At 62.6% G+C, this 19,390-nt stretch carries 17 protein-coding genes; 8 read left to right on the top strand and 9 right to left on the bottom strand.

Translation table 11 applies throughout. The features are described from left to right. Nucleotides 1-10 precede the first annotated feature (10 nt). From Q9451_RS07555 to pcaC, 4 genes are read left to right on the top strand one after another with little or no spacing between them, the layout of a single operon-like run. Complete coding sequence (locus tag Q9451_RS07555) at nt 11-1,300, top strand: MFS family transporter (RefSeq protein WP_012273986.1); 1,290 nt, start codon at nt 11-13, stop codon at nt 1,298-1,300. 9 nt (nt 1,301-1,309) lie between these two features. Then, nucleotides 1,310-2,662: a 3-carboxy-cis,cis-muconate cycloisomerase gene (locus Q9451_RS07560; protein ID WP_012273985.1), complete on the top strand. Its 1,353-nt coding sequence runs from the start codon at nt 1,310-1,312 to the stop codon at nt 2,660-2,662. Between the two features lie 11 nt (nt 2,663-2,673). Then, entirely contained in the window at nt 2,674-3,465 is a 792-nt protein-coding gene (gene pcaD / locus Q9451_RS07565; protein ID WP_012273984.1) for a 3-oxoadipate enol-lactonase, read from the top strand. Nucleotides 3,466-3,475: 10 nt separating this feature from the next. Further along, a complete protein-coding gene (gene pcaC / locus Q9451_RS07570) occupies nt 3,476-3,868 on the top strand; it encodes a 4-carboxymuconolactone decarboxylase (RefSeq protein ID WP_012273983.1) in 393 nt (130 codons plus the stop codon). 17 nt (nt 3,869-3,885) lie between these two features. Here the strand turns inward: pcaC and Q9451_RS07575 are convergent, their stop codons facing one another. The 6 genes from Q9451_RS07575 to ttgA form a co-directional block, all read right to left on the bottom strand. Then, nucleotides 3,886-4,398, bottom strand: coding sequence for an Mpo1-like protein (locus Q9451_RS07575; protein ID WP_012273982.1), 513 nt, complete (start codon nt 4,396-4,398; stop codon nt 3,886-3,888). 112 nt (nt 4,399-4,510) lie between these two features. Beyond that, nucleotides 4,511-5,434, bottom strand: a complete 924-nt coding sequence (locus tag Q9451_RS07580; protein WP_345960897.1) for a LysR family transcriptional regulator — start codon at nt 5,432-5,434, stop codon at nt 4,511-4,513. Between the two features lie 148 nt (nt 5,435-5,582). Beyond that, a complete protein-coding gene (locus tag Q9451_RS07585; RefSeq protein ID WP_012273980.1) occupies nt 5,583-6,839 on the bottom strand; it encodes an OprD family porin in 1,257 nt (418 codons plus the stop codon). A gap of 252 nt (nt 6,840-7,091) precedes the next feature. Continuing rightward, entirely contained in the window at nt 7,092-8,546 is a 1,455-nt protein-coding gene (locus tag Q9451_RS07590; RefSeq protein ID WP_012273979.1) for an adeC/adeK/oprM family multidrug efflux complex outer membrane factor, read from the bottom strand. Beyond that, nucleotides 8,543-11,695: a multidrug efflux RND transporter permease subunit TtgB gene (gene ttgB, locus Q9451_RS07595; protein WP_012273978.1), complete on the bottom strand. Its 3,153-nt coding sequence runs from the start codon at nt 11,693-11,695 to the stop codon at nt 8,543-8,545. The genes Q9451_RS07590 and ttgB overlap by 4 nt, the downstream gene beginning before the upstream one ends. A gap of 3 nt (nt 11,696-11,698) precedes the next feature. Continuing rightward, a complete protein-coding gene (gene ttgA / locus Q9451_RS07600) occupies nt 11,699-12,853 on the bottom strand; it encodes a toluene efflux RND transporter periplasmic adaptor subunit TtgA (RefSeq protein ID WP_012273977.1) in 1,155 nt (384 codons plus the stop codon). Nucleotides 12,854-13,110: 257 nt separating this feature from the next. On the opposite strand from ttgA, the gene ttgR reads away from it, so the two are divergent. Further along, complete coding sequence (gene ttgR / locus Q9451_RS07605; protein WP_012273976.1) at nt 13,111-13,743, top strand: efflux transport transcriptional regulator TtgR; 633 nt, start codon at nt 13,111-13,113, stop codon at nt 13,741-13,743. Nucleotides 13,744-13,828: 85 nt separating this feature from the next. Here the strand turns inward: ttgR and Q9451_RS07610 are convergent, their stop codons facing one another. Next, a complete protein-coding gene (locus Q9451_RS07610) occupies nt 13,829-15,280 on the bottom strand; it encodes an MDR family MFS transporter (RefSeq protein ID WP_012273975.1) in 1,452 nt (483 codons plus the stop codon). Nucleotides 15,281-15,662: 382 nt separating this feature from the next. Between Q9451_RS07610 and Q9451_RS07615 the strand changes: the two genes are divergently transcribed. Next, complete coding sequence (locus Q9451_RS07615; protein ID WP_012273974.1) at nt 15,663-16,532, top strand: oxaloacetate decarboxylase; 870 nt, start codon at nt 15,663-15,665, stop codon at nt 16,530-16,532. Between the two features lie 19 nt (nt 16,533-16,551). On the opposite strand, the gene Q9451_RS07620 is transcribed toward Q9451_RS07615, so the two are convergent. Both Q9451_RS07620 and Q9451_RS07625 read right to left on the bottom strand, forming a co-directional pair. Next, complete coding sequence (locus tag Q9451_RS07620) at nt 16,552-16,692, bottom strand: hypothetical protein (RefSeq protein WP_012273973.1); 141 nt, start codon at nt 16,690-16,692, stop codon at nt 16,552-16,554. 72 nt (nt 16,693-16,764) lie between these two features. Next, nucleotides 16,765-17,673: a LysR family transcriptional regulator gene (locus Q9451_RS07625; protein WP_012273972.1), complete on the bottom strand. Its 909-nt coding sequence runs from the start codon at nt 17,671-17,673 to the stop codon at nt 16,765-16,767. Between the two features lie 102 nt (nt 17,674-17,775). Between Q9451_RS07625 and Q9451_RS07630 the strand changes: the two genes are divergently transcribed. After that, nucleotides 17,776-18,651, top strand: coding sequence for an MBL fold metallo-hydrolase (locus Q9451_RS07630; RefSeq protein ID WP_012273971.1), 876 nt, complete (start codon nt 17,776-17,778; stop codon nt 18,649-18,651). A gap of 27 nt (nt 18,652-18,678) precedes the next feature. Next, nucleotides 18,679-19,293, top strand: a complete 615-nt coding sequence (locus Q9451_RS07635; RefSeq protein ID WP_012273970.1) for an NAD(P)-dependent oxidoreductase — start codon at nt 18,679-18,681, stop codon at nt 19,291-19,293. Nucleotides 19,294-19,390 lie beyond the last annotated feature (97 nt).

Genomic DNA, 19,390 nt, shown 5'->3' on the forward strand with positions numbered 1-19,390 from the left:
TAAAACCGTCATGACCTCAACCTATTACACCGGCGAAGAACGCAGCAAGCGCATCTTCGCCATTGTCGGTGCCTCATCAGGCAACCTGGTGGAATGGTTCGACTTCTACGTCTACGCCTTTTGCGCGATCTACTTCGCCCCGGCCTTCTTCCCCTCCGATGACCCTACCGTGCAGCTGTTGAACACGGCAGGCGTGTTCGCTGCAGGCTTTTTGATGCGCCCCATCGGTGGCTGGATCTTCGGCCGTCTCGCTGACCGCCACGGTCGCAAGAATTCCTTGATGATCTCGGTGCTGATGATGTGTTTCGGCTCCTTGATGATCGCTTGCCTGCCTACCTATGCCAGCATCGGCACCTGGGCCCCGGCGCTGCTGTTGCTGGCCCGCCTGATCCAGGGCCTGTCGGTGGGTGGCGAATACGGCACCACCGCCACCTACATGAGTGAAGTGGCCCTGCGCGGCCAGCGCGGTTTCTTTGCTTCGTTCCAGTACGTCACCCTGATTGGCGGCCAGTTGCTGGCGGTGCTGGTGGTGGTGATCCTGCAACAACTGCTGACTGAAGATGAACTGCGGGCCTGGGGCTGGCGCATCCCATTCGTGGTGGGCGCCATCGCCGCGCTGATCTCGCTGATGCTGCGCCGCTCGCTGCACGAGACCAGCAGCGCCGAAACCCGTAATGACAAGGATGCAGGTTCGATTGGTGGCCTGTTCCGCAACCACGCAGCGGCGTTCATCACGGTGCTGGGTTACACCGCTGGCGGCTCGTTGATCTTCTACACCTTCACCACCTACATGCAGAAGTACCTGGTCAACACTGCAGGCATGACGGCGAAAAACGCCAGCTACGTGATGACCGGTGCGCTGTTCCTGTTCATGGTGCTGCAGCCGTTCTTCGGCATGTTGTCGGACCGCATCGGTCGGCGCAACTCGATGCTGCTGTTCGGCGCTTTGGGTACCCTGTTCACCGTGCCATTGCTGATGGCGCTGAAAACCGTGACCAGCCCGTTCATGGCCTTCGTTCTGATCAGCCTGGCCTTGTGTATCGTCAGTTTCTACACCTCCATCAGCGGCCTGGTGAAGGCCGAGATGTTCCCGCCGCAAGTACGCGCGCTGGGTGTGGGCCTGGCCTATGCGGTGGCCAACGCGGCATTCGGCGGTTCGGCCGAGTACGTGGCCTTGGGCCTGAAAACCCTGGGCATGGAAAACACCTTCTACTGGTACGTGACGGCGATGATGGCGATTGCCTTCCTGTTCAGCCTGCGCCTGCCGAAGCAGGCGGCGTACCTGCACCATGATGATTAAGGACGCTGCATGAGCAACCAACTGTTCGACGCCTACTTCACCGCGCCGGCCATGCGCGAGGTTTTTTCCGACCGTGGCCGGCTGCAGGGCATGCTCGATTTCGAAGCCGCGCTGGCCCATGCCGAGGCCGCTGCCGGGCTGGTCCCGCACAGCGCTGTGGCGGCCATCGAGGCGGCGTGCCAGGCCGAGCGCTATGACGTTGGCGCGCTGGCCAATGCCATCGCCACCGCTGGTAACTCGGCGATCCCGCTGGTGAAGGCGTTGGGCAAGGTGATTGCCACGGGCGTGCCTGAAGCCGAGCGCTATGTGCACCTGGGGGCTACCAGCCAGGACGCGATGGACACCGGTCTTGTGTTGCAGTTGCGCGATGCCCTCGATTTGATCGAAGCCGACCTTGGCAAACTGGCCGACACCCTGTCGCAGCAGGCCTTGAAGCATGCCGATACGCCATTGGTGGGCCGCACCTGGCTGCAGCACGCCACCCCTGTGACCCTGGGCATGAAACTGGCCGGTGTGTTGGGCGCCTTGACCCGCCACCGTCAGCGCCTGCGGGAACTTCGTCCGCGCCTGCTGGTGCTGCAGTTCGGCGGTGCCTCGGGCAGCCTGGCGGCACTGGGCAGCAAGGCGATGCCGGTGGCTGAAGCGCTGGCCGAGCAACTCAAGCTGACCCTGCCCGAGCAACCCTGGCACACCCAGCGCGACCGCCTGGTGGAATTTGCCTCGGTACTGGGCCTGGTTGCCGGCAGCCTGGGCAAGTTCGGCCGCGATATCAGCCTGCTGATGCAAACCGAGGCGGAGGAGGTGTTCGAACCTTCCGCACCAGGCAAGGGCGGTTCTTCGACCATGCCGCACAAGCGCAACCCGGTCGGTGCCGCGGTGTTGATCGGTGCTGCCACTCGCGTGCCGGGCCTGCTGTCGACGCTGTTCGCCGCCATGCCCCAGGAGCACGAGCGCAGCCTCGGCCTGTGGCACGCCGAATGGGAAACCCTGCCGGATATCTGCTGCCTGGTCTCTGGCGCCCTGCGCCAGGCCCAGGTGATTGCCGAGGGCATGGAGGTGGATGCCGTGCGCATGCGCCACAACCTCGATCTGACCCAAGGCCTGGTGCTGGCCGAAGCGGTGAGCATCGTCCTCGCCCAACGCCTGGGCCGTGACCGTGCTCACCACCTGTTGGAACAATGCTGCCAGCGCGCGGTGGCTGAACAGCGCCACCTGCGTGCTGTGCTGGGTGACGAGCCGCAGGTCAGCGCCGAGCTGTCTGGCGAAGAACTCGATCGCCTGCTCGACCCTGCCCATTACCTGGGCCAGGCCCGCGTCTGGGTGGCGCGCGCCGTATCCGAACATCAACATTTCACTGCCTGAAGGAGACTGCTGTGGCGCATTTGCAACTGGCCGATGGCGTTTTGAACTACCAGATCGATGGCCCGGACAACGCCCCGGTGCTGGTATTGTCCAACTCGCTGGGTACCGACCTGGGCATGTGGGACACCCAGATTCCGCTGTGGAGCCAGCACTTCCGTGTGCTGCGCTACGACACCCGTGGCCATGGCGCATCGCTGGTCACCGAAGGCCCTTACAGCATCGAACAGCTGGGCCGTGACGTGCTGGCCCTGCTCGATGGCCTGGACATCCAGAAAGCGCACTTCGTCGGCCTGTCGATGGGGGGGCTGATCGGCCAGTGGCTGGGCATCAACGCCGGCGAGCGCCTGCACAGCCTGACCCTGTGCAACACCGCCGCCAAGATCGCCAATGACGAGGTGTGGAACACCCGTATCGACACCGTGCTCAAAGGTGGCCAGCAGGCCATGGTCGATCTGCGCGATGGTTCCATCGCCCGTTGGTTCACCCCAGGCTTTGCCCAGGCCCAGCCAGAGCAAGCCCAGCGCATTTGCCAGATGCTGGCGCAAACCAGCCCGCAGGGCTATGCCGGTAACTGCGCAGCAGTGCGTGACGCCGATTACCGTGAGCAACTGGGCCGCATCCAGGTGCCTGCACTGATCGTTGCCGGCACCGAAGACGTGGTCACCACCCCTGAACATGGCCGCTTCATGCAGGCCGGTATCCAAGGTGCCGAGTACGTCGACTTCCCGGCAGCGCACCTGTCCAACGTCGAAATTGGCGAGGCGTTCAGCCGCCGCGTGCTCGACTTCCTGCTGGCTCACTGAGGGCAACGCCATGGATGAAAAACAGCGTTACGACGCCGGCATGCAAGTGCGCCGTGCGGTGCTTGGCGATGCCCATGTGGACCGCAGCCTGGAGAAGCTCAACGACTTCAACGGCGAATTCCAGGAAATGATCACCCGCCACGCCTGGGGTGATATCTGGACCCGCCCAGGCCTGCCGCGCCATACCCGTAGCCTGATCACCATCGCCATGCTGATCGGCATGAACCGCAACGACGAGCTGAAGCTGCACCTGCGGGCGGCGGCCAACAACGGCGTGACCCGCGACGAGATCAAGGAAGTGCTGATGCAGAGCGCGATTTACTGCGGCATTCCGGCAGCCAATGCCACCTTCCACATGGCTGAGTCGGTGTGGGACGAACTGGGTGTAGAGTCGCGTAGCTGAGTGCTACGCGGTCGCTCCTACACAGACCGCATCACAACAGGGCCTGCGTTGTTTTCTACGGCCTGTTTCAGGGCCGGGCACAGGCCCAGCATGAACGCGGCTTCTGCCACCACGAACAGCGGCCCGATGATCAAGCCGCTGACATCGTCGACGAAGGCCGGTTTGCGGCCTTCATAGTAGTGGCCGACGAACTGGATGATCCAACCCACCACGAATGCCCCTAGCCCGGCGCTGAGCCACAGTGCAGTCGTTTGCACTGCCAGCACCTGGCCGACCCACAGACATAGCCCCAGCAATGCACCCATCACCAGGCCGAAGCGCAGGTCCAGGCGCAGGTAGAACCATACCGATGCCGCCGCTGCCAGCAGGGCAGGGGAAAGCCACATGCCGGCAAATTCCCAGCCTGGGCGTGAAAGCAGGATGGTGACCGCCAGCACGATCATAGGGATACCGATGAAGTGAGTGATGATGTTGCGTGGGTCGCGGTGGTAGCTGGCGTACTGGCTCAGGTGGTCGACGAGGGTTTTCATTGTTATGCCTCCCTGGTTTGCCTGATCGGGGTGTATTGCCTGTACCCGCGAAGAGGCCGGTACAGGCAACCGATATAGCTCAGGATAGCCTGCGGCTACCACCATCATCAGCTCAGCGAATGGCAGCAGCCCGTACAGGCGTATCCAGCCCCACCAGTGTCTCGATCATCGCCCGCGCCGCTGGCGACAGACGGTAGCCACTGCGGCTGACCACGCCACAGCGAACGCTCAACACTTCCAGCGCCGGCGGCAGGTTGCGCCAGTGCAGGCGCACCAGGCTTCCGTTGGCCAGGTCATCGGCCACGGCCTCTTCACTGGCAGTGCCGATAGCATCGCTGGCCTGCACCACGCTGCGCAGTATGGCCAGGTGCTCGGTTTGCAGGTGCGGCGTGAAGTCGCTTCGCCCACTGAGGTTGGCCAGGCGTTTGCGTACACCGGGGTTAAGCAAAGCGCTGGCCAGCGGGTAGCTGAACAGGTCGTTGGTCGACAGGCTGTCCTTGGCCAGCAACGGGTGGCCAGGGCGGCAGAAGAAAAGGCCGGGGCGGGGTGACAAGGCTTCGGGGTGGAAGTTGGGGTCGGCTTCGAACGGGCGGATATCGTCGACGAAAAACTCGATCTGTTCACGGCGAAGGGCCTGACCCAGGCGTTCGGTATTGTCCACCAGCAGCGAGGTGCGGATGCCTGGGTGGCGTTCGATGAAGTGGCGCAAGGCATCGGGCACCAGGCGTACGGCCAGCGCCGGGCCACTGCCGAAGTGCAGTTCGCCGGCGTCGAGCTTGGTCATTTGCAGCACTTCGTTGCTCAACTGCGCAGCCCCCTGTACCAGGCGCCGGGCATGTTGCAGCACCACAAGGCCTTCTGGGGTGGGCGGCAGGGCTTTGCTGGCGCGGTCGACCAGTGGGCAGCCGAACGTGTGTTCCAGGCCCTGGATGGCGCGGCTGAAGGCGGGTTGGGTGATGCCCATGGCCTCGGCGGCCCGAACGAAACTGCGGTATTCGGTGAGGGCAATGAAGTAGCGCAGCTGGCGGAGGTCCATGTCACGGCTCTGGGGCGGGGATCAGGGCTCTATTCAAGCGGTTACAGCTTATATCGTCAAAGAAGCTTTAAGGATTTGTTTATTTCTTTTGGTTATTTTGTTGTATCTCTGGCCTCTTCGCGAGTTCCTCGCGAAGAGGCCAGCAGATTCAAAGCAGATTCAGCGGGTAACTCACGATCAGGCGGTTCTCATCGAACGCATTGGTGCTGAAGTCCCGGCGCATGGTGGAGTTGCGCCATTTCACCGACAGGTCCTTGAAGCTGCCCGACTGCACCACATAGGCCAGCTCGGTTTCCCGTGCCCATTCCTTGCCATCGTCCACGTTGCCAACGGTCACGTTGTCACCCTTGATGTAGCGGTTCATCAGGGTCAGGCCGGGTACGCCGACGGTGGCGAAGTTGAAGTCATGGCGAACCTGCCAGGAGCGCTCCTTGGCATTGTCGAAGCTCGAGTTGTAGCTGTCGTTGGCCAGGGTGCCGCCACTGGTGCCATTGACCCGCATCCAGGCATCGTCGCCGCTCACCTTCTGCAGCCCGACATAGAAGGTATGGCCTTGGTAGCGTGCCGAAAGCAGGGCGGAAGCGGTGCGGTTGTCCAGCTTGCCGGCACGTTCGCCGCCGTCTTCCTTGCCGATGAAGTAGCCCAGGTTGGCGCCCAGGGTCCAGTCGCCCAGCGGCTGGCTGTGCGTCAGGTTGAGGTACTGCTGGCGGTAGATGTCCTTGAGCTGGGCGTCCCACAGGCCAATCATGGTGCGCTTGTCGTTGAAGGTGTACTCACCGCCGCCGAAGTTGAATCGGTCGGAGGTGAACGCGGCTTTGCCGTTCAGCGACATGTCTTCCATGCTGGCGTCATTGCGCGGGCTGTTGCCGCGGAACTGGCCGGCGTACAGGGTCAGGCCGGCGATTTCCTTGGAGGTCAGCTGGCCACCGCGGAAGGTTTGCGGCAGCGAACGGCCATCGTCCGAGCGCAGGATCGGTAGTACCGGCATCCATTCGCCGACTTTCAGTTCGGTTTCGGACAGCTTGGCTTTCAGTGCTACACCCAACCGGCCAAAGTCATCGGCAGGGCGGCCGTCGTCATGCACGGGCAGCAGGTGAGTGTTGGTGGTGCCTTTGCCACCGTCGAGCTTGACCGAATACAGGCCCAGGACGTCCACGCCGAAACCGACGGTGCCCTGGGTAAACCCGGAACGGGCGTCGAGGATAAAGCTTTGCGTCCATTCCTCGGCCTTGCCCTGCGGATGGGCCGGGTCGACGAAGTTGCGGTTGATGTAGAAGTTGCGCAGGTTGAGGGTGGCCTTGGCATCCTCCATGAATCCACCTTCGTTGGCGGCGAACACGGGGAGGGCGCAGGACATGGCCAACAGGCCGGGCAGCAGCTGGCGTGCGGGTTGCAAAGTGCTCATCTGTCGTGGATCTCTTGTTTTTATGGGGCGAGCCGGTGCACTGCTGGATCGAGCCGGCAGGTGCGGGTCTTTAGTGATGAACTTGGGCAACGTTGCGTGGGGGGATGGTGCGGGGTTGGGCGGGGGTGAGGCAATTCGCCGCAAACGGAACGGGGCGATAATCGAACGGAATGTTCCGGTTGGTTAATTCTTTCTGTACCGACGAATAAAAAGCCCACCGTGAAGGTGGGCTTGACGTTGCTGCGAACTCAATCAGCCTTTCGGTGCATCCACCGATGCCTGCTGGTTGGCCTGCCCGGTCTGCTCGTACCAGCCACCGCCGAGCGCCTTGTACAGGTTGACCTCGCTGGTCAGCTGCGAAAGACGGTCGCCGATCAGTGCCTGTTGGGCGCTGAACAGGTTGCGCTGGGCGTCGAGGAAGGTCAGGTTGCTGTCGATCCCGATGCGATAACGGCGTTCGGCCAAGCGGTAGTAATCCTGGTTCGCCTGCACCAGGTCGCGCTGGGCCTGCAGCTGCTCTTCGAAGGTCTTGCGCGCCGCCAGGCCATCGGAGACTTCCTGGAAGGCGGTCTGGATGGTTTTTTCGTACTTGGCGACGTTGATGTCCTTCTGGATCTTCGAATAATCCAGGCTGGCCTTCAGGCTGCCGGCGTTGAAGATCGGCAGGTTGATCTGCGGCTGGAACAGCCAGGTGCCCTGGCCGCCTGCGAACAGGTGGCCCATGTCGGGGCTCAGGCTGCCCGCGTTGGCGGTCAGGCTGATGCTCGGGAAGAACGCTGCGCGGGCCGCGCCAATGTTGGCATTGGCGGCCTTGAGCAGGTGCTCGGCTTCCTGGATGTCCGGGCGGCGCTGGAGGATATCCGACGGCAGGCCGGCCGGCACTTCGGCCAACTGGTCGGCATTGAGTTCCAGCGGCTTGGCCAGGTCGGCTGGAATGCCGGTGCCCAGCAGCACGGTCAGGCTGTTGACGTCCTGGGCGACCAGGCGCTGATACTGCGAGTACTTGACCCGGGCGCCTTCCACGGCGGTGCGTGCCTGGCTGACGTCGAGTGCAGAAGCGACGCCGACTTCATTGCTGCGACGGGTGAGGTTGTAGCTTTCCTCGTAGGTCTTCAGCGTTTCTTCGGTCAGCTTGAACAGGGCCTGGTCGGCCTGCCAGGTGTAGTAGGCATTGGCCACGCTGGCCACCAGGGCGATTTGCGTGGAACGACGCGCCTGCTCGCTGGACAGATAGGTTTCCAAGGCTTGCTCGGTCAGGCTGCGCACGCGGCCGAACAGGTCCAGCTCGTAGGCGCTGACACCCAGGGTGGCCGAATACTGGCTGGTGATGCCAGATTCACCGGTTTGCGACATGTTCGCCGGGACGCGCTGGCGGCTGCCGCTGCCGGTGGCCGAAACCGCCGGGAACAGGTCGGCACGCTGAATGCGGTACTGCGCGCGGTAGGCGTCCAGGTTCAGCGCCGCGACGCGCAGGTCGCGGTTGTTCACCAGCGAGGTCTGGATCAGCTGTTGCAGTGCCGGATCGTGGAAGAACTGGCGCCAGCCCTGTTCGGCGGCGGCAACATCCGCCGATTGCGTTGGCGAGTACGCAGGGCCTTGCGGCCACTGCGCAGCCACCGGCGCTTCCGGGGTCTGGTAGTCAGGGATCAGCGAGCAGCCGCCAAGAATGAAAGCGGTTACCGCCAGGGACAACAAAGACTTGGTCATTGCCCAGCCTCATAACGTGGAGTTTCAGGGGTGACGTCTTTTTCCGGCTCTTTGCTGCCGAACAGCGACGACACTGCGACGAAGAACAGCGGTACCCAGAAGATAGCCAGTACGGTCGCACTGATCATGCCGCCGATCACACCCGTACCGATGGCGTGCTGGCTGCCGGCGCCGGCGCCGCTGGCGATGGTCAACGGTACCACGCCAAGGATGAACGCCAGCGAGGTCATGATGATCGGGCGCAGACGCATGCGGCACGCCTCGATCGCCGCGTCGTACAGGCTGCGGCCTTGCTCGTGCAGTTCCTTGGCGAACTCGACGATCAGAATGGCGTTTTTCGCCGCCAGGCCGATGGTGGTCAACAGGCCGACCAGGAAGTACACGTCGTTGGACAAGCCGCGCAGACTGGTGGCGATCAGTGCACCGATGATACCCAGCGGTACTACCAGTACCACGGCGATCGGGATCGACCAGCTTTCGTACAGGGCTGCCAGGCACAGGAACACGAACAGTACCGAGAGGGCGAACAGCGCCGGCATCTGCGAACCGGAGAGCTTTTCCTCGTAGGACATGCCGGTCCAGGAGAAGCCTACGCCGCTTGGCAGTTCGCCAGCGATGCGCTCGACCTCGGCCATGGCTTCACCGGTACTGTAGCCCGGCGCCGGCGCACCGAGGATTTCCATCGCCTCGACGCCGTTGTAACGCGACAGTTTCGGCGAGCCGTAGGTCCATTCGCCTTTGGCGAAGGAGGAGAACGGCACCATCTCGCCTTTGCCGTTGCGCACGTACCACTTCTGCAGGTCTTCAGGGCTCATTCGGGCGTTGGGTTCGCCCTGGATGTACACCTTCTTGACTCGGCCACGGTCGATGAAGTCGTTGACGTAGCTGGCACCCAGGGCAATCGACAGGGTGTTGTTGATGTCGGCAATGGTCACGCCCAGGGCGCTGGCACGCTCGTCATCGATGGTCAACTGGTACTGCGGTTCATCGTTCAGGCCGTTAGGGCGCACAGCGCTGAGGATCTTGCTCTGCGCGGCCTTGGCCAGGAACTGGTTGCGCGCTTCCATCAACTTCTCGTGGCCGACACCACCGCGGTCCTGCAGGAACACGTCGAAACCGGTGGCGTTACCCAGTTCGAGTACCGCAGGTGGGGCGAAGGCGAACACCATTGCATCACGGAAGGTGAAGAAGTGCTGCTGGGCACGCTGGGCCAGGGCGAACACGCTGTTCTCCTTGGAACGTTCATCCCAGGGTTTGAGCATGATGAATGCCATGCCCGAACTCTGCCCGCGACCGGCAAAGTTGAAGCCGTTGACGGTGAACACGGACGCTACGGTGTCGGCTTCATCCTTCAACAGATACTCACGCATCTGGTCGACCACCACCTGGGTGCGCTCGGCACTGGAGCCTGCCGGGGTTTGCACCTGGGCGAACAGCACGCCCTGGTCTTCCTCGGGCAGGAACGCGGTTGGGATGCGAGCGAACAGCCAGATCATGCCGACCACGATCAGCGCATAGGCCAGCAGGAACGGCACCTTGTTGCGCAGGATAGTGCCCACGCTGCGCTCGTAGCCGTTCACGCTGCGGTCGAAGTTGCGGTTGAACCAACCGAAGAAGCCGCCTTTGGCAGTGTGGTGCTCGCCCTTCTTCAGCGGCTTGAGCATGGTGGCGCAAAGCGCCGGGGTGAAGATAAGCGCAACCAGCACCGACAGGCCCATGGCCGAGACGATGGTGATGGAGAACTGCCGGTAGATCACACCCGTGGAACCGCCGAAGAACGCCATCGGCAGCAGTACGGCCGACAGCACCAGGGCGATACCCACCAGGGCACCCTGGATCTGTTCCATCGAACGCTTGGTGGCTTCCTTGGGCGGCAAGCCTTCCTCGGACATCACCCGCTCGACGTTTTCCACCACGACGATGGCGTCGTCCACCAGCAAACCGATGGCCAGGACCATGGCGAACATGGTCAGGGTGTTGATGCTGAAGCCCGCGGCGGCAAGGATGCCGAAGGTACCCAGCAACACCACCGGTACGGTCATGGTGGTGATGATGGTAGCGCGGAAGTTCTGCAGGAACAGGTACATCACCAGGAACACCAGGACCACGGCTTCGATCAGGGTGTGGATCACGCCGCTGATCGATTCGGTGACCACCGGAGTGGTGTCATACGGGAATACCGCTTTCACCCCAGGCGGGAAGAACGGTTCCAGGCCTTTGATGGTTTCGCGCAGTGCCTTGGCGGTGTCCAGGGCGTTGGCGCCGGTAGCCAGTTTTACTGCCAGGCCGGAAGCCGGCTTGCCGTTGAACTGAGCGCTGACCGCGTAGTTTTCACCCCCCAGGCCTACCTGGGCGACATCACCCAGACGCACCTGCGAACCGTCGTTGTTGACCTTGAGCAGGATCTTCTCGAACTGCTCGGCGGTTTGCAGGCGGGTCTTGCCGATGATGGTGGCGTTCAGCTGGGTGCCCGGCATGGCCGGCAGGCCGCCGAGCTGGCCGGAGGACACCTGCACGTTCTGCGCGGCCACGGCGGTCTTGACGTCGACCGGGGTCAGCTGGAATTTGTTCAGCTTGGCCGGGTCGAGCCAGATACGCATGGCGTACTGTGCGCCGAACACCTGGAAGTCACCCACACCCGCTGTACGCGAGATCGGGTCCTGCATGTTGGAGACGATGTAGTTGGCCAAGTCATCCTTGGTCATGCTGCCGTCTTCGGACACCAGGCCGATCACCAGCAGGAAGTTCTTCACAGCCTTGGTGACGCGGATACCTTGCTGTTGCACTTCTTGTGGCAGCAGTGGGGTGGCCAGGTTCAGCTTGTTCTGTACCTGAACCTGGGCGGTGTCAGGGTTGGTGCCCTGTTCGAAGGTGGCGGTAATGGTCATGCTGCCGTCGGAGTTACTTTCCGACGACACATAACGCAGGTTGTCGATACCGTTGAGCTGCTGCTCGATCACCTGCACTACGGTGTCCTGCACGGTTTGCGCCGAGGCGCCCGGGTAGGTCACGGCGATGGCGATGGCCGGCGGTGCGATGCTGGGGTACTGGTTGATCGGCAACTTCAGGATCGACAAGGCCCCGACCAGCATGATCACCAAGGCGATCACCCAGGCGAAGATCGGGCGATCGATAAAGAACTTCGACATGGTTTACTCCGCTTTGGCGTCTGCTTTTGCCGCGTTGGCCTGATCAGGGCTGGCCGGCTTCTGGACGTTGGTGGCTTCGCTGACCTTCACCTCGACACCTGGGCGCACGTACTGCAGCCCTTCGGTAATCAGGCGGTCACCTGGGTTGAGGCCTTCTTCGATCAGCCAGTCGCTGCCCAGGGTACGGTTGGCCTTCAACTGACGCAGTTCGACCTTGTTTTCCTGGTTGACCACCAGTGCGGTCGGCGCGCCTTTCAGGTCGCGGGTCACGCCTTGTTGCGGCGCCAGGATGGCGTTGGCGTTGACCCCGGCCTTCAGCCGCGCATGCACGAACATGCCTGGCAGCAGGGTGTGGTCAGGGTTGGGGAACAGGGCGCGCAGGGTGACCGAGCCGGTGGTTTCGTCGACCGCGACTTCGGAGAACTCCAGGCGACCTTCCTGCTTGAACAGGCTGCCGTCTTCCAGCACCAGCTGAACCGAGGCGGCGTTGTCGCCGGCCTTCTGCAACTGGCCGCTCTCCAGGTCACGGCGCAGCTTGAGCAGCTCGGCGGTGGACTGGGTAACGTCGACGTAGATCGGGTCGAGTTGCTGGATGGTGGCCATGGCGTTGGTCTGGCCGTTGCTCACCAGTGCACCTTCGGTGAACGAAGAACGACCGATACGGCCGCTGATCGGTGCCAGAACCTTGGTGTAGCGCAGGTCGATCTGGGCGCTCTTGAGCGAAGCCTCGGCCTGCAATCGTTTGGCATTGGCGTCGTCGTATTCCTGTTTGGAGACGGCTTGCTCGTCAATCAGCTGCTTGTAGCGCTCGGCCAGTGAGCGGGTAGCCTGCAGGTTGGCCTGGGCATTGGCCAGGGTGGCTTCGTACACGGCAGGGTCGATCTGGTACAGCTGCTGGCCTTCCTTGACGTCGCTGCCTTCCTTGAACAGGCGCTTGAGGATGATGCCGTTGACCTGCGGGCGCACCTCGGCGACGCGGTAGGCAGTGGTACGCCCCGGCAATTCCGAGGTCAGGGTGAAGGCTTGGGGCTGGATGGTCACGACGCCGACCTGAGGAGCCTGCGCCGCTGGCGCTGCTTCTTCTTTCTTGCAGCCACTGAGCAGGGTTGCCAGGGCGACGGCGGAAACCAGAGCGGTAACGGCTGGCTTGAATTGCATGAGGATCCTCGGGTCGCAGGAGCAGGGAGACGCTCAAGAGTAATGGAAGAGACTTGATCTGGAAAAATTGCTATCCGGTGGATAAATAGCTTGCTAAGGAATATACTTACATTCATGGTTGTTTGTAAATACCGCTGGGTTGTACTTGGGTACTGCCACAGCCCTTGATTAGCTCATCCGTGAGGCCCCCTGCAGAGGTGCCACCGGAGCGTTCCCCGCACGCGCTGCGCGTTCGGGCCAGATGAGGTTGTACTGCCATGGTCCGTCGAACCAAAGAAGAAGCCCAGGAAACCCGCGCCCAGATCATCGAGGCGGCGGAAAAGGCCTTCTACAAGCGCGGGGTTGCGCGAACCACACTGGCTGACATCGCCGAACTCGCGGGTGTGACGCGCGGGGCTATCTACTGGCACTTCAACAACAAGGCCGAGTTGGTGCAGGCGTTGCTCGACAGCCTGCACGAGACCCATGACCATTTGGCGCGGGCGAGCGAAAGCGAGGACGAACTCGACCCGCTTGGCTGCATGCGCAAGCTGCTGTTGCAAGTGTTCAACGAGCTGGTGCTCGATGCCCGAACCCGGCGTATCAATGAAATCCTGCATCACAAGTGCGAGTTCACCGATGACATGTGTGAAATTCGCCAGCAGCGCCAGGGTGCGGTGCTGGATTGCCACAAGGGCATCACCCTGGCGTTGGCCAATGCCGTACGCCGGGGCCAGTTGCCTGGCGAGCTGGATGTCGAGCGCGCGGCGGTGGCCATGTTCGCCTATGTCGATGGCCTGATCGGGCGCTGGCTGCTGCTGCCTGACAGTGTCGATCTGTTGGGTGATGTCGAAAAGTGGGTCGACACCGGGCTGGATATGCTGCGCTTGAGCCCGGCGTTGCGCAAATGACACTTTGTTAAGGATTGTGAGGGAGTGTTTCCCCTTTGTGTTAAGAGGGGATTAACAGCGTGGCCGCCTTGCAGCCCCTGGGATATTAGTACCCGCGCAGTTGTCTGTCAGGCAACGCCAATGCGGCAAAAAGCCCCAGTACCGCAATCAGCGCGCTGCCCATCAGCAACTGCCGGAATGTCTCCAGCAAGCGTCCCTGTGTCACCAGGTCCACTTCACCGGCCTTCAGGCTCCCCAGCAACGGGTTACCCAGCAATTCGAAACCACCTTGGTGCAGCAGTGCCAGCAACAGGCTGGACATGCACGCCACGCCCATGGCCCCGCCCAGCGAGCGGAACAGGTTGGTGGTGCTGGTGGCCACGCCAATGTCCTTGCTGGCCACCGCGCTTTGCGTGCCCACCAGCGAGGTCGGAAACTGCAGCCCGCAAGCAATGCCGGTCAGCAGCATGAACAGTGCACTGAGCAACGTTGACTGCGGCGGCGTCAGTGCCATGGCGAAAATGGCCACTGGCATCAGCAGCGCACCGGCCAGGATCTGCGGCTTGTAGCGCCCGGTCCGGCTGGTCATGCGCCCGCCTGTAAAGGCCCCCATGGGCAACCCCATGGCCAGTGGCAGCAGGTGCAGGGCAGCGCTGTCGGCACCGGCGCCAGTGATGCCCTGGTAGCGCAAGGGCATGAGCATGGTCAGGGAAATCGACTGGAAGCTGGCGAAGAAGATCACCCCCCAGCAAAGTACCGCCACCCGGTTGCCGAACAGCCCGAGCGGCAGCAGCGGCTCTGGGCAGCGGCGCTCGTGGGCGATGAACAACGCCAGGCCGAGTAGGGCGCAGGCGAACAGCGCCAGCACGGCCGGGTCGGCCCAGGCGTGGCCCTGGCCGACCAAGGTGATCCCCAGCAGCAGGCTGCCAAGGCCGAGGATCAACAGCACGGCGCCAAGGTAGTCGACCTGGGCCTCGCGACGCTGCACCGGCATGCTGGCGAGGGCGCGGCGTATGGCCCACAAGGCGACCAGCCCCAGCGGCAGGTTGATCCAGAATACCCAGCGCCACGACAAGTACTCGGTCAGCCAGCCGCCCAGCACTGGCCCGGCGACGCTGGCCACGGCGTACATGCTGCTGAAATAGCCCTGGTAGCGGCCGCGTTCACGCGGCGGTACGAAGTCGCCGATGATCGCCTGGCTCACCGAGACCATACCGCCCGCGCCAATGCCCTGGAGTACCCGGGCCAGCACCAACTGCTGCATGTCCTGGGCCATGGCACAGGCAATCGAGGCCAGGGTGAACAAGCTGATCCCGGTGAGGATCATCCGGCGCCGGCCGTAAAGGTCGCCCAGCTTGCCGTAGATTGGTACGGCCACGGTCATTGCCACCATGTACCCGGAGATCACCCAGGCCAGCAGGCCGACGTCGTTGAACTGGGCCGAGATGGCCGGCAGCGAGACGGCGACGATGGTCTGGTCCAGTGCGCCGAGGAAGATGGCCAGCATCAGGGCAGTGAGCACGTTGCGCAGGGTGGTGGGGGGCAGGGCAGCAGTCACGGGAATACCTTGTCTTGTCTATGCAAGCCTCTTTGTGGGCAAGCCCACTCCCATAGAGGCCCACGAATTGTAACCTGAGTTAGGTAGCTTCCTATGTACTATCTGCATCCCCTATGCCGAATCGGCATTGGCGCATTCATCCAGTGCTGCATGGCCGCGTGATATCGTTGGTATGCCACAGGGGCTGAAATCCGGGGCTTGCACCAGGTTGGTGCAACATTCTGCCGCAGGTTTTTCAGGCCGCTGTCTCCCACACCTTTTATTCCTCTGCCTGCATGTCGAGCATGACCGCCCAGATGGCGACGGTTGGAACAGGTCAGGTAGACCCGATTACAGGGGTCGGTAGTTACCGTTCAAATTTCAACTTAATTGCGGAGTGATCATGCCCAAGGCTTCCCATCAAGATCTGCGTTTTGCCTTCCGCGAGCTGCTCGCTTCAGGTTCCTGTTTCCACACGGCATCGGTGTTCGACCCGATGTCGGCACGCATTGCCGCAGACCTGGGCTTCGAGGTCGGTATCCTCGGTGGTTCCGTTGCATCCTTGCAGGTGCTGGCCGCACCGGACTTCGCCCTGATCACCCTCAGCGAGTTCGTCGAGCAGGCCACCCGTATCGGTCGGGTCGCGCAACTGCCGGTGCTGGCCGACGCTGACCACGGCTATGGCAATGCGCTGAACGTGATGCGCACGGTGATCGAACTGGAGCGCGCCGGTGTGGCCGCACTGACCATCGAAGACACGCTGCTGCCAGCCCAGTTCGGGCGCAAGTCCACCGACCTGATCCCGGTCGAAGAGGGCGTTGGCAAGATCCGTGCGGCCCTGGAGGCGCGGGTCGATTCGTCGCTGTCGATCATTGCCCGTACCAACGCTGGGGTACTCAGCACCGAAGAAATCATTGTGCGTACCCAGAGCTACCAGAAGGCCGGTGCCGATGCTATCTGCATGGTGGGGGTTAAGGACTTCGAACAGCTCGAGCAGATTGCCGAGCACTTGACTGTGCCGCTGATGCTGGTCACCTATGGCAACCCGAACCTGCGCGACGACGAGCGCCTGGCGCGCTTGGGCGTGCGCATTGTGGTCGATGGTCACGCGGCCTACTTTGCCGCGATCAAGGCCACCTACGATTGCTTGCGGCTGCAGCGTGGCCAGCAGAACAAGTCGGAAAACCTCAGTGCCACCGAACTCTCGCACACCTACACCCAGCCTGAGGATTACATCCGCTGGGCCAAGGAATACATGAGCGTCGAAGAGTGACCGGCAGGGCGCCGTCGACTCAACGGACGGCGCTCAAGGTTGCGGTGTGGGGCACGCAATGTGCCCGCTCGCAGCTGTTGGCGGCGCTAGGCTGGCTGCGCAGCAGCTCGACGCGCCAGCAGGCCGAGCCATACAGCCCTGCGACTGCGGTCAGGGCCATGACAACGGCGACTCTTCTTGATTTGATACCCATGGTGCTCACCTCCCATTACAGCGATAGGGGTGTACAGCATTAGTATAGATCCTGGTCCCACTCCGGCTCGTCCTTGAACCGCAGCACTAGAAAATCCAGCATGCTCCGCAAGGTTGCCGGCATGTGTTTGCGCGACGTGTACACCGCATTCAGGTTCAATTCACGCGGCCTCGCCTCGGGCAGCAGGCGAATCAGTTCGCCTCGGCGCAGGGCCTCGGCTGCCTGATAGGTCGGCAGCATGGCGATACCCGCGCCAGCCAGTGCTGCCTTCTGCAGGGTCATCGCCTCGTTGGCGCTGATGTTCCCCGCCACCGGCACGGCGACGTGCTGCCCGGCCACCTCGAAATGCCACAGGCTGTGGCCGAAGTAGGCGTGGGTCAGGCAGTTGTGTCGGCTCAGTTCCTCGACCCGTTGTGGCGTGCCGTGCTCGTGCAGGTAGGCCGGTGCCGCGCACACCACCGAGCGGCACACGCTCAGGCGCCGGGCGATCAGGTTGGGGTCCAGGTCGTTGCTGGTACGAATGGCCAGGTCGATGCGCTCGTCCACCAGGTTGACGGTGCGGTCGAGCATTTGCAGTTCCACCTTCACTCCAGGGTAACGCTGCACGTAGGCTGCTACGGCGTCCACCAACTGTGCTTGGCCAAATGAGGTACTGACGCTGATACGCAGTGCACCCTTTGGTGCGTCTTCCGGCTGCTGCACGGCGGCCTGCAGGTCGCCGGCCAGGTCCAGCAGTTGCCGGCAGCGGGGCAGGGTTTCCTGGCCGGCGGCCGTGAGGCTGAGCTTGCGCGTGGTGCGCTGCATCAGCCGCGCGCCAACCCAGTCCTCCAGCTCGGCCAGATAGCGCGATACTACCGGTCGCGACAATTGCAGATGATCCGCTGCCGCCGACTGGCTGCCCAGGTCGACGACGGTTACGAATACGCGCATGGCGTTCAGACGGTCCATGATTTGCCCGATTTCAGAAACAAACTATGTTCGAGCATCGCATTTTTTGTGACGGATTGGGCAACTAAGCTGTTGGGCATTGTTCAGCTGAAGGCGTTGCTCATGTCCCTGTTCTCTCCTTTGCGTGGCCTGCTGCTGGCCTGCGTTACCCTGGCCGGCCCGGTGCTGGCTGCCGAGCCCTTGCAGCTGGAAGTCTACAACCCCGGGCACGAAGCGATATTCCCGATCAGCTCGGTGATCGTCAGTGGCCAACATGACGCCGTGCTGGTCGATGCCCAGTTCGGCAAAGCCCAGGCCGAGCAGTTGGTACAGCGCTTGCGAGCCGGTGGCAAGCACCTGACCAGCATCTACATCAGCCATGGCGACCCGGATTACTATTTCGGCCTGGATACCCTGACCCAGGCTTTCCCCGACGCCAAGGTGCTGGCTTCGGCCGCGACCGTTGCGCATATTCGCCAGACCATGGACGCCAAGCTGGCGTACTGGGGGCCGCAGATGGGGGCGGACAAGCCCGCGCGGCTGGTGCTGCCGCAAGTGCTCGAAGGCAACCGCCTGATGCTGGAAGGGCAGGCCTTGGACGTGGTTGGCCTTGACGGCCCACAGCCAGACCGCAGCTTTGTCTGGATCCCGTCGATCAAGGCGGTGGTCGGTGGGGTAGTGGTGTCCGAGCATATTCATGTGTGGATGGCCGATACCCAAACAGCCAAGTCGCATGCCGATTGGCTCGCCACCCTGGCGCGGATCGAAGCGCTGGCGCCGCGCACAGTCGTCCCGGGCCATTATCTGGGGGACAGCAGCCGTTCATTGCAAGCTGTGCGTTTCACTGCGAACTACATTCGTGATTTCGATGCCGAAACCGTCAAAGCAAAAGATGCTGGCGCCTTGATCGAGGCCATGAAGCATCGTTACCCAGGCCTGGCCGATGAAAGCTCCCTGGAGCTTGGGGCCAAGGTCGCCAAGGGCGAGATGAAGTGGTAATTCCGTTCAACTGATGGAGAGTTTCCCATGAGCAAGATTGCAATCATCGGTGCCACTGGCCGCGCTGGCAGCCAGTTGCTGGAAGAGGCCCTGCGCCGTGGCCATAGTGTGCTGGCCATTGCCCGCGACCCTTCCCGTTTGCAGGGGCGTGACGGGGTGACCGTCAAAGCGCTGGATGCCAAGGATAGCGCGGCCCTGCAAGCGGCTGTCGAGGGTGTGGACGCGGTGTTGAGCGCGGCGCATTTTTCGACCATCGAGCCGCACGCGATCATCGAGCCTGTCAAGCGCGCCGGGGTCAAGCGGTTGCTGGTGGTGGGGGGGGCCGGCAGCCTGTTGTTGCCGTCGGGGCACCGGGTGATCGACAGCCCGGACTTCCCGGAAGCCTACAAGGCCGAGGCCACTGCCGGGGTGCGTTTTCTGGAGGCGTTGCAGCGCGAGCCAAACCTGGACTGGACCTTTCTCTCGCCGTCGGCGGAGTTCGTTGAAGGTGAACGTAGCGGGCGCTACACGTTGGGTAAGGATCACCTGCTGATCGGTGCGGACGGCAAGAGCTGGATCACCTTTGCCGATTATGCGATTGCCATGCTCGACGAGCTGGAAAAGCCTGCGCATTCACGGCAGCGCTTCACAGTCGGTTACTGAGTCGCCTGCTTCGTGGGCACGCACGCTCCCACAGGTATTGCACAAATTCCAAGCCCTGTGCTGTACCTGTGGGAGCGTGCGTGCCCGTGTATGGGCC

This window comes from Pseudomonas sp. NY8896, assembly GCF_039634505.1.

Excerpts from the sequence above, each read along its gene's own strand:
- Q9451_RS07555 (WP_012273986.1), top strand. The coding sequence starts at position 11 with ATGACCTCAACCTATTACACCGGCGAAGAACGCAGCAAGCGCATCTTC.
- Q9451_RS07560 (WP_012273985.1), top strand. The coding sequence starts at position 1,310 with ATGAGCAACCAACTGTTCGACGCCTACTTCACCGCGCCGGCCATGCGC.
- pcaC (WP_012273983.1), top strand. The coding sequence starts at position 3,476 with ATGGATGAAAAACAGCGTTACGACGCCGGCATGCAAGTGCGCCGTGCG.
- Q9451_RS07575 (WP_012273982.1), bottom strand. The coding sequence starts at position 4,398 with ATGAAAACCCTCGTCGACCACCTGAGCCAGTACGCCAGCTACCACCGC.
- Q9451_RS07580 (WP_345960897.1), bottom strand. The coding sequence starts at position 5,434 with ATGGACCTCCGCCAGCTGCGCTACTTCATTGCCCTCACCGAATACCGC.
- Q9451_RS07585 (WP_012273980.1), bottom strand. The coding sequence starts at position 6,839 with ATGAGCACTTTGCAACCCGCACGCCAGCTGCTGCCCGGCCTGTTGGCC.
- Q9451_RS07590 (WP_012273979.1), bottom strand. The coding sequence starts at position 8,546 with ATGACCAAGTCTTTGTTGTCCCTGGCGGTAACCGCTTTCATTCTTGGC.
- ttgB (WP_012273978.1), bottom strand. The coding sequence starts at position 11,695 with ATGTCGAAGTTCTTTATCGATCGCCCGATCTTCGCCTGGGTGATCGCC.
- ttgA (WP_012273977.1), bottom strand. The coding sequence starts at position 12,853 with ATGCAATTCAAGCCAGCCGTTACCGCTCTGGTTTCCGCCGTCGCCCTG.
- ttgR (WP_012273976.1), top strand. The coding sequence starts at position 13,111 with ATGGTCCGTCGAACCAAAGAAGAAGCCCAGGAAACCCGCGCCCAGATC.
- Q9451_RS07615 (WP_012273974.1), top strand. The coding sequence starts at position 15,663 with ATGCCCAAGGCTTCCCATCAAGATCTGCGTTTTGCCTTCCGCGAGCTG.
- Q9451_RS07620 (WP_012273973.1), bottom strand. The coding sequence starts at position 16,692 with ATGGCCCTGACCGCAGTCGCAGGGCTGTATGGCTCGGCCTGCTGGCGC.
- Q9451_RS07625 (WP_012273972.1), bottom strand. The coding sequence starts at position 17,673 with ATGGACCGTCTGAACGCCATGCGCGTATTCGTAACCGTCGTCGACCTG.
- Q9451_RS07630 (WP_012273971.1), top strand. The coding sequence starts at position 17,776 with ATGTCCCTGTTCTCTCCTTTGCGTGGCCTGCTGCTGGCCTGCGTTACC.
- Q9451_RS07635 (WP_012273970.1), top strand. The coding sequence starts at position 18,679 with ATGAGCAAGATTGCAATCATCGGTGCCACTGGCCGCGCTGGCAGCCAG.